Origin of the sequence: Rhodopirellula bahusiensis (assembly GCF_002727185.1) — a bacterium.
Taxonomy (GTDB): domain Bacteria; phylum Planctomycetota; class Planctomycetia; order Pirellulales; family Pirellulaceae; genus Rhodopirellula; species Rhodopirellula bahusiensis.
Genome location: NZ_NIZW01000001.1, coordinates 641,488 through 655,814 on the forward strand (window position 1 = coordinate 641,488; position 14,327 = coordinate 655,814).

Consider the following 14,327-nt stretch of genomic DNA (forward strand, 5'->3'; position numbering starts at 1 on the left):
CAGTGGGAGGGAACAATGGAGTTGATTCAGCCTGTGATTGTACGCATCGGCTGAGAACTTTACGATTGGAATCTCGTGTCCTGGACCGCCTCTTTCCACGTTTCTCGCGAAAATCATCATGTCACTCAATGCTCCCCTGAACCGCAAACTCCGCATGGGAATCGTTGGCGGTGGCCTGGGATCGTTCATTGGTCGCGTTCACACCGTTGCCGCTGGACTGGACAATCGCAGCGAATTGGTCGCCGGAGCCTTCTCCAGCAACCCTGAACGCAGTCGCCAATCCGCCCCCGGATACGGCGTCGATGAATCGCGAGCCTACGGCAGCTACGAAGCCATGCTGGACGCCGAATCGCGGTTGCCAGAAGACCAACGAATCGACTTCGTCAGCGTTACCACACCCAACCACACGCACTTTGAAATCGCCAAAGCCGCGGTCGAAGCCGGCTTCAACGTCGTCTGTGACAAACCGATGACGTTCGATTTGGATCAAGCCGAACAATTGCTGAAAACGGTCGAAAACTCCGACGTCGTCTTCGCACTGACTCACAACTACACCGGTTACCCGCTGATTCGCCAAGCTCGTGAAATGATCCTGGGCGGCGAGTTGGGTGAGATCAACGCGATCCGGGCTCAGTACATCCAAGGCTGGCTTCGCGACAAACTGGAAGACGACGACCAGAAACAAGCCGCTTGGCGAACCGATCCGTCTAAGAGCGGTGCCGCGGGTGCGTTCGGCGACATCGCCACCCACGCCTACAACTTGGGTCGCTTCATGACCGGCGTGCTGCCTGAAACGGTCAGCTGCAGCCTGAAGTCATTCGTGGAAGGACGCCAACTTGATGATTATGGCACCGCCGTGATTCGCTACGAAAACGGTGCTTTGGGAACCGTCACCGCCTCGCAAATCAGCCACGGCCGCGAAAACGATGTGGAGATCGAAATCGACGGCACGAAGGGTTCGCTGAAGTGGCGTCAAGAAAACCCGAACGAGTTGCACTACCGCCAAAACGGCAAGGCTCACCAAATCTACACGCGTGATCCCAACGCGCCTTACATGCACGAAACCGCTGCGGCATCGTGCCGTTTGCCATCGGGTCATCCCGAAGCCTTCTTCGAAGCCTTCGCAAACGTTTACGCCGCCGCGTTCGACGACATGGCCAAACGAGCCGAAGGAGCCACCATCGATCGCAAGAAGTCGCTCTACCCGAGCGTTCATGACGGCGTCGAAGGCATGTACTTCATCCAGCAGTGCGTTGCCAGCCACAAAGACAACGCGGCTTGGTTGCCCCTGAAGCACCCCGTCGCTCGCGTTTGATCGGCGATCCTGCTTATGAACCGCGCTGCTTCTGTTTCCGTGATCATGCCCGCTGCAGGCAGCGGGCAACGCTTTGGCAGCCAGTCCAACAAGCTGTTTGCGATCTTGGATGGCAAACAGCTGTGGCAACACACCGTCGATCGATTCCACAATCGCGGCGACGTCCGGCAAATCGTGCTGGCGGTTTCCGAAGAAGACGAGTCCACGTTTCGTGAGCAAATCGCGGCCATCTCCTCCGCCGCTCCGATTCACCTCGTTCGTGGCGGCGCGACACGCAGCGAAAGCGTTGGTGCGGCATTGGACGCGGTCAAGAAATTCGCAGCCGAATCCGCGGTCGCCAATTCATCCACGCCAACGCTGGTCGCCATTCACGACGCCGCTCGACCGCTGGTTCGTCAGTCCGACCTGGACCGAGTCTTCGCCAAGGCGGCTGAAACCGGCGCCGCCATCCTGGCCGCTCCCGTTTCCGGAACCCTGAAACGAACCACGGGCAACGGATCGGAAACCGTCGATCGCCGCAACACTTTTGTCGCGTTGACTCCCCAGGTGTTCGCGATCGACGTCATTTGTCAAGCTTACGCACGCGACCGAGGCCGCATGGCCACCGACGACGCTCAACTGGTGGAGCGAACCTCTCACCCAGTTCAACTTGTCCCTGGTTCCGCTGACAATTTGAAAATCACCTTCCCCGAAGATCTCCGCATCGCGGAGGCGATCCTGAACGAGTGCCGAAGCGAATTCGTATGACCACTTCCAACGCCACCAATCCACTGATCGAAGATCTCCGTTGGCGTGGTTTGCTGAATCAAACCACCGACGAAAACGGAATCGCTGAGCTGCTCAACTCCGGCCCGCAAACGATCTACATCGGGTTTGACCCCACGGCGACCTCGCTGCACGTCGGCGGCATGATGCAGTTGATGATGCTGCGTCGCTTCCAACGCGCCGGCCACAATCCGATTGCCTTGGTCGGCGGTGCCACCGGGATGATCGGCGACCCCAGCGGCAAAAGCGAAGAACGCAACCTGTTGTCAGCGGATCAACTGCAAAAGAATGTCGATGGCGTCGCGGCTCAAATGCGTCACTTCCTCGACTTCGAAGGCGAAAACGCAGCCAAGTTGCTGAACAACTTCGACTGGATGAAGGATTACTCCTACCTCGAATTCCTTCGCGACGTCGGCAAGAACTTTCCCGTCGGTGCGATGATGGGCAAAGAATCCGTCCGCAGCCGGTTGGAAAGCGAAGCCGGCCTGAGCTACACCGAATTCAGTTACATGTTGTTGCAGGCTTACGACTTCGTGAACCTCGCCCAAACACATGATTGCCGAATCCAAGCCGGAGGCAGTGACCAGTGGGGAAACATCACCGCTGGAATCGACCTGGGTCGTCGCATGCTGGGCAAGCAATTGTTTGGCATCACCGCGCCGCTGCTGACAACCAGCGACGGTCGCAAAATGGGCAAGACCGAATCCGGCGCCGTGTGGCTGGATCCCGATCGAACCAGCCCCTACGCGTTTTACCAGTACTGGATCAACGTCGCCGATGAAGACGTGATGCGTTGCCTGGCCTACCTGACCGAAATCGAGCGAGCCGAATACGACGAACTCGAAGACAAGACCAAGAACGATCCCGGACAACGCACCGCACAGAAACGACTGGCTCAATGGTTGACCGAATTGGTGCACGGCGAAGCCGGAGTCCAATCGGCTCAACGAGCCACCCAGATTCTGTTCGGCGGTGAACTCGGCGACACAACAGACTCGCAACTGCGTGAGATCTTTGCCGATGTTCCATCGTGCGACGTGCCAAAATCGGCTCTTGAAGGCGAAGGCCTGTGGATCGTCGAAGCATTGCAAACCGCAAAGCTTTGCAACAGCGGCGGCGATGCTCGACGTGCCTTGTCCGAAGGCGGCGTGTACGTCAACAACGCTCGCGTGGAAGACGTTCAAAAACGTTTGACAGCCGATGACCTGGACGGCCGATCCGTTTTGGTGCTTCGCCGCGGCAAACGTAAATACGCCCTGCTAAAAATCCAAGATTGAGCTTGATCATGCGTCGGTGGCTGGCCTCTTTGGCAATCGCTTTGCTCCTGAGTTCACTCGGGGCACCGGCCACTCTCATCCATGCGTTCGCACAAGAATCGCAAACTTCGGCGGAGGGAACCACGCTCGTTCCCACCGCAGAGTTTCGACTCGATGCCCGCCCCGGCACCGGTTCGATCGACCGACAAAACGACCTGATCACGGTCAACTGCCCTGCCCCGCAAGAAGAAGCCTGGGCGTTGCAGGTTCAGTGCAAGCCGATCTCAATTCCCGTGCAAGAGTCCGACGTGTTCTGCGTCTCCTTCGACGCACGAGCCATCGCATCCAGCACGGATGGACTGGGAAGCATTCATGTCTCGATGGCGACCAACGATCCCTGGGAACCAATCGAAGAACCCAACGGGTTTCGCTCCTTCGACGTTCCCAATCAGTGGCATCCGTTTCGAATCTGCTTTCGTGCCAAGCAGGACTACGACGCCAATCGTGTCTACGCCTCGATCCAGTGCGCCGAGAAAAAGCAACGACTCGAAATTCGCGATCTGAAATTGGTCGGGTTGGGAAACGTTCCCGACGCGAGCCTTCCGTTCACGCGGTTGTTCTACCCAGGCGCGGACAACGATTCCTGGCGAACCGAAGCTCAGCGCAGCATCGATCGCCATCGTAAACGCAACCTCACCATCCGAGTGGTCGATGCCGCTCGTCAACCGCTGGCTGGTGCAACCGTTCAAGTTCAGCAGCAAAAGCACGACTACGCATTCGGAACGTTCGTCGGCAACACGCCGATCCACGCCGGCGAAGACGCCGCCAAATTTCGCGACCAAACCAAGCATTGGTTCAACCGTGTCACCCTGCCTCGCTACTGGGCAGACTGGGGAACGGATCGTCCCGCCGGGGTTGTCAAAGCCGATGCGACCGCCGAGTGGGCCATCGACGCGGGATTCGAAATCAAGAACCACTTGCTGCTGTACCCACAGTTCATTCCCGATCGAGTCAAACAACTCACCGATCAACCCGCTCGATTCCAAACCGAAATCGAAACCGCGATGGACGCCGCTCTGGAGCGGACACGTGACATGCCAATCGCGGTCTGGGATGCCATCAACGAACTTCGCGATGTGTCACTGGTCGGAGACGTCTTGGGAAGAGACTACTACGCCGACGTGTTCAACCGCGGCCAACGCTCACAGCCAAATGCTCGTTGGTTCATCAACGAATACGGATTGATGACCGGCGGCAGCGAACGCTCAAAACATCTCACGACTTACATCCAGCAGATCGAACAAATCTTGGACAGCGGAGGAACCGTCGAAGGCATCGGTGTCCAAGGGCACTTCCAAGCCGACCTGATCACGATGCCGGAAGCCTGGAAAGTCCTCAACGAGCTGTCACGATTCCAATTGCCGATCGAAATCACCGAGTTTGATGTCGACACGCGTGACGAAGCCACCCAAGCCCAATTCACTCGCGATTTTCTCACGCTGGTGTTTGCCCATCCCGCGACCACCGGGTTCACGACCTGGGGTTTTTGGGAAGGCGACATGTGGCGTCCCCATGGCGCCATGATTCGCGAGGATTGGACGATCAAACCCAACGGCCAGGTTTGGGAAGAACTGATTCTCAACACCTGGTGGACCAACCAAACCGTTCAAACGGATGCCGAAGGCATTGCCACCGTCCGAGCCTTTCGTGGCAGGCATCGCGTTCAAGCCGAAGCCCAGGATTGGGCACGGATTCAAACCGTGAATCTACTCGAGGATAAAACCATCACCTTGCAAATTGGAGTTGGCGGTGAGTGACCTGCCACCGCTTCCGTCGGAACAATTGCTGATCGATCACCTGGCTTCTTCCACGCGTTCATCGCTCGCCTCCGCGATCGTGATGTCACCGGGACGTGGGCAATCCGCCAATGCATTGGCGGACTCATTCCCAGGTTCGAAAGTCACCAGTTGGTTCGTGGATTTGCACCGCGCCGAACGGGCTCGCGAGGTGACCTCCGAAGACGTTCATGTGATCTGCCAACCCGATCTTCCCGACACCTCGTGGGATCTCGCTTTGCTGCCGGTCTTGAAAACCGGCGAAGCGGAGATGAATCGCAACCTCATTCATCAATCATGGCAAAGGCTGACAATCGGTGGTGAACTGATCGCTTCGGCCAACGCTCCCAAAGACACGTGGTTGCTGAACCAGTTGCAGGCTCTCGGCCCCAAAGTCCGATGCCACGATCACGCGACCGGACGTGTTTACGTCGTGCGAAAATCATCCGAGACATTCAAACCGAAAACCTTCGACGCCGAATTCACTCACCGAGTCGACGATCGCATCCTGACCGTGCATTCTCGTCCATCGGTGTTCTCTCATCGGTCGGTCGACCGAGCCGCCGCGGCAATGATCCGGCACGCGCCGATCCCCGAAGGATCCACAGTGCTGGAACTCGGATGCGGTAACGGAGCCGTCGCAATGGCAGCCGCCGTGCGATCACAAACCGGTCACGTTTACGCCGTCGATTGCAATTCGCGAGCCGTCCAGTGCACCGAGCGAGCGGCAGCTCAAAACCAAATCAAGAACCTCACCGCGATCGTCAACCACAATGGAATGCTGCCGGACGTGCCAGCTTGCGACATCGCGTTGCTCAACCCGCCCTACTACGGCGACTTCCGAATCGCCGAGCATTTCATGGTCACCGCCGCGAAGAAACTGCGATCAGGCGGAGAAGCCTACGTCATCACCAAGCAAACCGATCGCTACCTCGAATACGACTGGTGGCCGCTCGAAATGACCGACCGAACAACCGCCCAGTCCTACGACCTGCTGCGTTTCACCCGCGAGTAAGCGCGTCTGCATGAGTCCTTGGCTTTCATCGATTCTGGGCGTCCCACACAGGTCGTCTTGTCGAAAGACTTCTGCCACAGGATGGAACCGGAGTGAGTGCCCGGCGGCTGAGACCGAGCGTGGCCACTCCCATCAGCCGGAACGCGATCGCGTCCGTTTCCGAATCGCTGGTCATCGAGGAAAAACCGATGATACGCCGAAGTGAGAATGAGCAATGGGTGTTGGGTGTCACCATCCGGCGATCTGCTACCCCAGTTCTCCTGGGCATGCGTTTGGTCAAAAGAACTCCGTCCCGTTTGATCGGTCCTCCGTCCCGCACAAGGGTTTCGACGCAGAGTCGCGAAGGCGGTGAGGGACCAGACGGAAGATCAGGCGTTACCGCTCTCCCCTGCGTCTCTGCGACTCCCCGCCTCTGCGTCAACTTCTTTCAGAATGGAGCGAGATCCATGGGACGGTGGTCATTGTTGAAAGGATGCGTCTGATTTTGCCCCCCGCCCCCTTTTGCACGCTCTCGTCAAAACGTTTTACTTTTTTCACCGAGTCGCGGGACGGCTGGTTGCTTTCTTGGCACGAGCCTGGGCCTTTTCGATGCGTTCTTTTTCGACGCGGATTTCGGCTGGGGTTCGAGTGATGACGGGATCGTTGCGGTTGATCAGCGCGAGCATGTCCACCACCAATTCATGGCGACTCAGGTAATAGCATCGTTGCGTGCCTTCTTGCGCGTAATCGACCAATTCAGCATGTCGCAGCACCGACAGATGCTGGGAAATGTTGGCTTGTCGGGCTGGCAGCAAGTCCTCCATGTCCGTGACGCACTTGGGCCCGGATACCAACTCTCGCAGAATCGCCAACCGAGTGGGGTGCGAAAACGCTTTCAAGAGTTCGGATGTGGATCGAGATTCAGTGAGTTCTGACATGGTGTTCACGATTTCGGTTGATCGGCGAGTTTGATTTCAGCTTCCAAACGTTTCTTGTTCATCGCGCCCATGAACGATCGGAACATCACGCCACTGACGAGGGTTGAGAGCGTCACAGTGAAGAACGCTGACAGGATCAAGTCCGCCAAAAGGGACCCGCTGTCGACGATGACGGGTTGATAGATGGCGATCGCAAGGAACACGATCCAGTGTTTGATGCAGTAGAAACACTGGAACAAGTACCCCGGCATGTGGCCGAGTTTGTTGGTGAATCTTCGCCATGCGGCGAAGACTTCGGTTTGCGTGATGGTGATCGAAATACTGCTGGCGGCGATGGCAATCGCCACGCAGGCCCAGATCGCTTGGATGGTTTCGGTTGTCATGTTTGTCGTTTGGGTTGTATTGCGTTTACGATCTTTGGGGTGTTTGGCAATGATTGATTGAGTCGAATATTCGAATGTGCGAATGTGTGCATGCGGATGGGAATTGTCAAACGGATTGGCGGTCAGGCTGAGATGGGGGCCAGGAAGAAGACGGGCGAGGGAGCGAGCCAGTAGTCAAGATTGTTGCTGCCAGGAGTATTGCCCTGGGGCCTGGCTGTTTTATCCCGAAGGGATTACGGACATTAGCCGTAGGACTGGAAAAGGTGTCGGACACCGAATTGGGTGATTGGGTAATATTTCGTTTCATCGCTTCAGTTTCTTTGGGCGTCCGCGTGGTCGCATCGTTGACTCCAGGCCGAAACGACGTTTCAACCCGTAGGATGGACACTCTTGCCCAAGACCAGTTAATTCCCCATCCAAGCCCCAGGCCTGAAAGGCCGACACAACCTTTGCCGGGGGCGTCAGTCCCCGGTCTTTGGGTGTCGGTGTCGGAAAAGGTGTCGGAACCGAATTGGCTGACTGCGTGATATTAAGTTTCACCGCTTCAATTAATTCGGCCATCCGCGTGGTCGCATCGTTGACTCCAGACCGAAACGACGTTTCAACGCGTAGGATGGGCACTCTTGCCCGCCTGAGTCGGCCAAGACCACCCATCACAACCCGATGCGTGATCGAGGAACGCCCCCAACTCCCACGACGGCCCCATCCGGGGCGAAACCCAGACGCCAGCCACCATTCATTTTTCGAACGTCCCGTGCAGCGACGTAGGCCATACCGAACGAAGCGAGCTACGGCAGGGGACATTGTTTTCGGTGGCCAGCCAAGCTCCCTAACTCGCCACCTCAGTTCGCTGTGAACACCAACACACGTGGCTCACCCGATGCGTCACTCTTGGCATGGGCGGTCTCTTTGTTTTCGAGCGTCCCCTCTGCCATGACCTTTCCGGTTTTCGGATCATAAACCCGGTACGATCGCGGAACGTCCTTGCAGAGAATCGCCGAGTTCCCGCCCTCAGGCAAATACAACACGAACAGTTTCCCTGGCACCAACAGACCACGTCGTCCATAAGTGCAGTCCCAATTCGGCTCCATGTTGGCAAGCGGCAAACCCTCCAAGATTTTCGCTGCGATGCCGGGATACTTGGAACCTTCAAAGTCGAGTGCTTCACGCCACCCTGCCCCCGGTGCGGTGCACCAATCGGCATGACCGGGCTCGTTGGCATCGAGCCGCCATTGCCACAGACTGCCGGCTCCGTAGACCACCCCCATCGTGCCGCCGGCGGTCAAATTGCACCACGCTTCGTGGCCCTGCCACCAACCGGCTCCTTTGCCGGTACGACCAATGTTTTCATAAGTGGGTTCGCCATTGGCGACCGCTTTGACAGGACGATTCCGCCACATGTCAGCGACACGTTCAGCAATATGTTCGCCGCTGTGGCCCGTTTGGCACCATTGGAAATCAAGCCACGCTTTGTCTTGATGGGTGCGATTCTTTGCATGGGGCGAATAATGAATTCCGGTTGGCTGTTGATAGGCGTCCCACTTCTCGATTTCCGTTCCCGCAGTATCAAGTTGCTCGACGATGGAGGCTTTCTCGGCGGGACCGTCTCCTCCCACCAACCAAATCGCGGGGCGGGCACCGTAGCGAGCGACGAGGTAACGGCAATACCGAGCGTAGTCTTCCGCACTGACCACGTTGCCTGCCGTGCCTCCGCCTTTCCATCCGTACCCATGGAACACAGGTTGATAAACCGGTGCGATCCCATGGGATGTCAACACATCCACCAACTTGTCAAACGTCTGAAAGTAGTCCGGGTTCAGCTTTTGTAGCGACCCGTTCGGTAGGTCTTCAAATCCAACCTCGAAACCTTCCGCTTCGGTGCGAGAACGCGGCCCTTTGGTCTTCAGGTCCGGTTGCACCGTCATCAACAACGCCGCGTTGTACCCTTTGTCCCGCCGATCCTTCGCATACGTTTTCACTTGATCGACGGTCGCTCGCCAAGGCAGTGCCCAAGCCGTGTCAGCACACAGCAGTCTCGCTGTTCCGTCCGCATGAATCAGGTTTCGGCCGCCTTTGGGAATGCTCCAAAAACCATGCTGCGTGAACGCGGTGGGCGTTTTGGTATTGGACGCGACCGATTGGAACGAACCGGTCTTCCCGTTCAGCCCTGGGTCTCCGTCTCGATCAGACGATTGCCAACGCCAATTGCCGGATGAAAGCGGTGATGCAAATCGGACGCGGAATGCTTTGCCACCATCCCAAAACATCTGGCGCCGGATCGTGATTCCATCGTCGTGAGTGAAGTCCACCCACGCCTCCACATCCGTGTAAGGATTGAGAGCGTCCTGCTCTGCTGCGAAGTCGAGTTCCACCTCATGCCACTGCTGACATTCAGCAATCGCTTCAGCCGCTCCGGCATCGATCGCACCAAGGCATGCAGCACAATAGAGCAGACCGGACGAGAGAATCAGTTTGTTCGTCATGCAATTTCTCTGTGGGGTTCAGCCGAGAAAAGTCGGCCCAAGTCATCGAACACAGCACCAAAAGGTAGCCTATCACAACCACCAGTATTCATACTTCGCACTCGCGGGCATTGTACCCACATTCGATGCTCAGGACCGATTACCTTCGCCATAGCCTTGGTCATCAATAAGGCAAAAAACGTCTCTCAGTAGCACGTTGAAAAATCGCACGGATCGGTCTTCTTCGAAGGTTTGGAAATGAAAGGCGAGCGTCTATCGCTACACCAAGAATACCACCTGCCTCGCCCGCAGCACGGACGACGGTGTTATCCAAATTGGCCTAGCAGTGTCAGATGGGTTGGATGGAAGACCATCACGCTGTGGATGGTTCTTGTTCCGATGATTGGCTGCAATTCAAAACCGGCGACTGATCAAGCGGAAGTGAAACCGCCGCGAGTGACAGACACGATCGAACCAGATCAGACGTCGGGAACATCGGACTCAACCACGAGACTGAAACCAAAACAGGTTGCCGAACCGGCCCCGGAATCCTTTCAAGTCGACCGAGTCCAGGCTTTGATTCAGGCAGGTGATTTCGAAGCCGCCGGAAAGGTCTTGCATCAGCATTTGGTCGCCAATCCAAACGATCCGGTCGCATTGTTCACGTTGGCTCAATTGCATGCGGCGTCAGACGATCTCGAAACAGCCATCAAGACGCTAAGGCATCCTGCGATCGAAGAATCCGACGCTGCCCTGCCCGCTCTTGGCACAACGGCCGATTGGCTGGTTCAACTCGGGCGTTCCGAAGAAGCCGCAGACTGCTACCGACGAATGCTGCAAGTCGCTCCGGATGCGGTGATGATCCACCGACGCCTAGCGAGCCTGATGATTCGAACGGGCCGTACGCCACTCGCTCAGGCCTCGCTACGACAGCTTTGCCGCAGCGGCAACATTCAGCTACCAGAACTCGCAGCTTTGATCTCGATATCCCAGGCCGACAGCGATCGACCAATTGGCCCGGTTGCCGAAGCACGTCGCTTAGCAAAACAACACGACTATCAAGGAGCTGTTGATCGACTGGCCGCACGTTCAGAAACGGAATACCAAACACCTGACGTCAGTGCGTTTCAAACTCGAATGCTGGCCGAAACACAACAAGACAAAATGGTTGCAAAGCGACTCGTCCAGGGTCGCGTCGAACAAAAAGCCTATTCGGACTACTGGGCCGCACTGGGGATTCATTCGCTTCGGCGAAAGGATGTGGAGACCGCCATCACAGCGTTTTCGAACGCCATCGCGATCGACCCAACCGATGCCAGTTCGCTCCAACGTCTCAGCCAAGCCTATCGAACATCGGGCGATGTCGAGTCAGCCGACCGATTGCACAAACAATTCCGGCGTGTCCTCAAAACAATCCGACTGAGCAATCAAATTGCGGCGTCACCTTCGGAGGCCACCGCCATCGAAGACCTCGCGGACGCACTTGATTCACTCGACCGGCGTTTGGAAGCAGTATTGTGGCGAACCATCGCGGCAAGCCACCAACCCGACGCGGGTGACAACATACAAACCCTGCAGACCCAATTTGCTCGCCTTGCTGAATCAGACGACGCATTTCCGTTCACTCCTTTGCCTGAAACATTGCAAGTTCCCACGTCGATCGCAACTGAAGAGCCAGACAACGTCTCCAAGCGGCATCGGTGGATGGCCTCTCGGCAATCGGGCGTTTGGCCGGCACCTCCTACAACCGCGTCATGGCGAAACGTCGCCGCGGACGTCGGGTTGGATCACCAGTTTCGAGTTGCCAAGACGCCGCAATCCAAAGCATTCTCGATCTACCAATCGCTCGGTGGTGGTGTAGCGGCGATCGACTACGACTTGGATGGTCGCTGCGACCTCTATTGTGCCCAAGGAGCTGCTGATCCACCAGAATTCCGGTCCGACGAGCCCAACCCGCTCTACCGGAACACCGGCGAGAAAGTGACGGACTTCAGTCACTTGGCCGGAACAGGCGAAACGACGTACACGGTTGGTGTCACTGCGGGCGACTGGAACCAAGACGGGTTCGACGACCTGGCGGTGAACCAGTTTGGGTCCATCGTCTTGTTAACCAATTGTGCCGATGGCACATTTCGACGCGACGTTTTGCTTTCAAAGCCAACGACCTGGTTGCCGTCATCGATTGCCATTTCCGATGTCAACGCAGACGGACTGCAAGACCTGATCGCACTGGCCTACGCTGACAGCGAAGGGATCTGGAAGAAACCACCGGTCAATGAAGAAGGTCGGCCGACATATCTAATCGGGCCGGCGAGTTTCTCTGGTGCGGCCAACCTAGCGTTGCTCGGAACTTCGACTGGCTGGGAGACTGATTTCGAAGAAATCCGTACACCGGAGGCACCAGTCGCGGACACTTCGCTGGGCCTCATCATCGGCTTGAATTTGAAGAACCGACATTCCGAGCCAAACGATATTGAAAACCAAGTCAACTCGATCTTCATCGGGAATGACCAACAAAATGATCGCTTGTGGACTCATTCCAATCTCACCGCAAACGCGTGGACAGAAACGGCCATGGTCCATGGATGCGCTTTTGGCAGCTTCGGCAATCCATCCGCTTCGATGGGAATCGCAGCAGCTGACTTCAACCAGGACGGACACGATGACTTGCACATCACCAATTTCCAGGACGAACCAGCTTCCCTGTTCTATGGCTGTCGCTCAGGCTTCCGTGACCATTCCATAGGAAGTGGTCTTCACCGGCATAGCTTCAGTGTATTGGGATTCGGCACCGCAGCATTGGATTTCGATCTCAACGGCCTTCCCGATTTGATGGTCACCAATGGATACATCGACGACCCAGCCGAGCAGGATCAGCCGTACGAGCAGCCGATGCAGTTGCTGGTTCGACAAGACAAGAAATACCGTCTTCAAACAGTGATGGACCCGAGTGGATACTGGGCGAAACCGCATGTGGGTCGAGCGATGGCGCGGTTGGATTTCGATGGCGATGGCCGAGACGACGTCGCCATCACGAACCTGACTGAAACATCAGCGATTCTGGTCAATCAGACCGACACCCTCCATCACTGGATCCGCCTTGCTCTTGTGGGCAAAGACTCTCCGCGGAATGCCATCGGTGCAGCGATCACCGTCGTGGCGGGCGAACGCACTTTTTCGCACCGGGTGACAGCTGGTGACGGCTTCTTGTGCCGCGACCAGCCGGCAATGACCATCGGATTAGGCAATCACTCAGAAGATGTTTCAATCGAGGTTCGGTGGCCAAATGGACACACTCAACGTTGGGACGATGTCTCGATCGACTCCGCTTGGCTTCTGACCGAATCCGATTCTCTGCCCTTTCAAATGCCACCCTTTTGAAGGCTCATCTTCATCGTGATGTCAGTCTTCATCTTCTGGGCCTGACCCGCGACATCAATTGACATGTTGGCAGCGGTTCCGATCTTCACTTCTGAACTCAGCGGGAAAATCGCATTCTCTTTAATGATTGATTTGCCTGATCCGTTCGACTCAAGCGAATCCAACCTGAGCTTCGTGCCGGGTGGCAGCATCGGGTTTTCGATGTCTTGCGGGTCGGCTTGTTGCTCCAACTTCACTGACATCTGAAAACCGTCGTCGGTCATGTTCGTGATCGTGTGTGTCGATGTTTGATCGAGCTTCATGCCATTGGCAACGATGCTTTGGCTGACCTTCCATACCGCTCCCATTCCAATTGCTTCTTCCGGAACAGGAGAACTCAAGCGGTTCATCGCGTCCTTCATTCCCGCAAGCATCTGTTTGAGCTGCGGGGAAAGATCATCGGGCACTTCATACTCGCCGCTCTTTGTCAGACCTCGGTTCGTAACGACGCCTCGCCCAATCGAACCGATCATCGGCTTCAACATCGTTTCGATCGTTGCCTTCAATGGCGACGGGTTGTTCGGATCATCGATCACTTTCATGTCGGTGTATTTGAATTCGAAGGACACGTCGCCCTCCGATGAAACGTCCGTGACTTTGATCTCCAGCGTCAATTTCTGCGGCGGCATTGGCTGGGATGGCATTGCGACACCACCCAAGGACACTTGCTGTTGCATTTCCATGATCATCTCGGACGTTTGAACCGTCCCGACCTCGGGTGAAAACCGGACAAGACGTCGTGGCTCGTTCCCGGCGCGTACCAGCTCGACATCGATTCCCAAACCATCGGCGGCATCCTCGGAATTCGCCAGCGGCGAAAAGATGGAAAGGGTAAAACAAAAAAAGAAGCACTGCATGAATCTGGTTGACGAACCCATCATTTGTCTCGCAAGTGATTGTGAAGCGACTGCATGACGGCATTCGCCATGTCCAATTCGAATATATCAGGAGCGGTGGGT

At 56.5% G+C, this 14,327-nt stretch carries 10 protein-coding genes; 6 read left to right on the forward strand and 4 right to left on the reverse strand.

The window, feature by feature from the left end:
• Nucleotides 1-37: 37 nt before the first annotated feature.
• Genes CEE69_RS02510 through CEE69_RS02530 form a run of 5 tightly spaced genes read left to right on the forward strand, consistent with a single transcriptional unit; the run spans nt 38 to nt 6,186 of the window.
• The gene (locus tag CEE69_RS02510; protein WP_199169772.1) at nt 38-1,315 is read left to right on the forward strand and encodes a Gfo/Idh/MocA family protein; all 1,278 of its coding nucleotides are present in this window, start codon (nt 38-40) and stop codon (nt 1,313-1,315) included.
• Nucleotides 1,316-1,330: 15 nt separating this feature from the next.
• The gene (gene ispD, locus CEE69_RS02515; protein ID WP_233214534.1) at nt 1,331-2,062 is read left to right on the forward strand and encodes a 2-C-methyl-D-erythritol 4-phosphate cytidylyltransferase; all 732 of its coding nucleotides are present in this window, start codon (nt 1,331-1,333) and stop codon (nt 2,060-2,062) included.
• Nucleotides 2,059-3,357, forward strand: coding sequence for a tyrosine--tRNA ligase (gene tyrS, locus CEE69_RS02520; RefSeq protein WP_099259080.1), 1,299 nt, complete (start codon nt 2,059-2,061; stop codon nt 3,355-3,357). The genes ispD and tyrS overlap by 4 nt, the downstream gene beginning before the upstream one ends.
• A gap of 8 nt (nt 3,358-3,365) precedes the next feature.
• A complete protein-coding gene (locus CEE69_RS02525; RefSeq protein ID WP_099259235.1) occupies nt 3,366-5,153 on the forward strand; it encodes an endo-1,4-beta-xylanase in 1,788 nt (595 codons plus the stop codon).
• Nucleotides 5,146-6,186, forward strand: a complete 1,041-nt coding sequence (locus CEE69_RS02530; protein WP_099259234.1) for a class I SAM-dependent methyltransferase — start codon at nt 5,146-5,148, stop codon at nt 6,184-6,186. Before CEE69_RS02525 ends, CEE69_RS02530 begins: the two co-directional genes overlap by 8 nt.
• A gap of 533 nt (nt 6,187-6,719) precedes the next feature.
• On the opposite strand, the gene CEE69_RS02535 is transcribed toward CEE69_RS02530, so the two are convergent.
• The 3 genes from CEE69_RS02535 to CEE69_RS02555 form a co-directional block, all read right to left on the reverse strand.
• Nucleotides 6,720-7,103, reverse strand: coding sequence for an ArsR/SmtB family transcription factor (locus CEE69_RS02535; protein WP_099259236.1), 384 nt, complete (start codon nt 7,101-7,103; stop codon nt 6,720-6,722).
• A 5-nt stretch (nt 7,104-7,108) separates the two neighbouring features.
• On the reverse strand, nt 7,109-7,486 hold the full coding sequence (locus CEE69_RS02540) for a DUF1360 domain-containing protein (protein WP_099259082.1): 378 nt from the start codon (nt 7,484-7,486) through the stop codon (nt 7,109-7,111).
• An 842-nt stretch (nt 7,487-8,328) separates the two neighbouring features.
• On the reverse strand, nt 8,329-9,969 hold the full coding sequence (locus CEE69_RS02555) for an apiosidase-like domain-containing protein (RefSeq protein ID WP_233214535.1): 1,641 nt from the start codon (nt 9,967-9,969) through the stop codon (nt 8,329-8,331).
• Nucleotides 9,970-10,389: 420 nt separating this feature from the next.
• On the opposite strand from CEE69_RS02555, the gene CEE69_RS02560 reads away from it, so the two are divergent.
• Nucleotides 10,390-13,329 carry an FG-GAP-like repeat-containing protein gene (locus tag CEE69_RS02560; protein WP_233214536.1) on the forward strand — a complete coding sequence of 980 codons (2,940 nt, stop codon included), beginning with the start codon at nt 10,390-10,392 and terminating at the stop codon, nt 13,327-13,329.
• Here the strand turns inward: CEE69_RS02560 and CEE69_RS02565 are convergent.
• The gene (locus CEE69_RS02565; protein ID WP_233214537.1) at nt 13,311-14,225 is read right to left on the reverse strand and encodes a hypothetical protein; all 915 of its coding nucleotides are present in this window, start codon (nt 14,223-14,225) and stop codon (nt 13,311-13,313) included. The two genes, CEE69_RS02560 and CEE69_RS02565, sit on opposite strands and share 19 nt — an antisense overlap.
• Nucleotides 14,226-14,327 lie beyond the last annotated feature (102 nt).

Bases quoted from the DNA above. Each gene is read 5' to 3' on its own strand.
- ispD (WP_233214534.1), top strand. From the start codon at position 1,331: ATGAACCGCGCTGCTTCTGTTTCCGTGATCATGCCCGCTGCAGGCAGC.
- tyrS (WP_099259080.1), top strand. From the start codon at position 2,059: ATGACCACTTCCAACGCCACCAATCCACTGATCGAAGATCTCCGTTGG.
- CEE69_RS02525 (WP_099259235.1), top strand. From the start codon at position 3,366: ATGCGTCGGTGGCTGGCCTCTTTGGCAATCGCTTTGCTCCTGAGTTCA.
- CEE69_RS02535 (WP_099259236.1), bottom strand. From the start codon at position 7,103: ATGTCAGAACTCACTGAATCTCGATCCACATCCGAACTCTTGAAAGCG.
- CEE69_RS02540 (WP_099259082.1), bottom strand. From the start codon at position 7,486: ATGACAACCGAAACCATCCAAGCGATCTGGGCCTGCGTGGCGATTGCC.
- CEE69_RS02555 (WP_233214535.1), bottom strand. From the start codon at position 9,969: ATGACGAACAAACTGATTCTCTCGTCCGGTCTGCTCTATTGTGCTGCA.
- CEE69_RS02565 (WP_233214537.1), bottom strand. From the start codon at position 14,225: ATGCAGTGCTTCTTTTTTTGTTTTACCCTTTCCATCTTTTCGCCGCTG.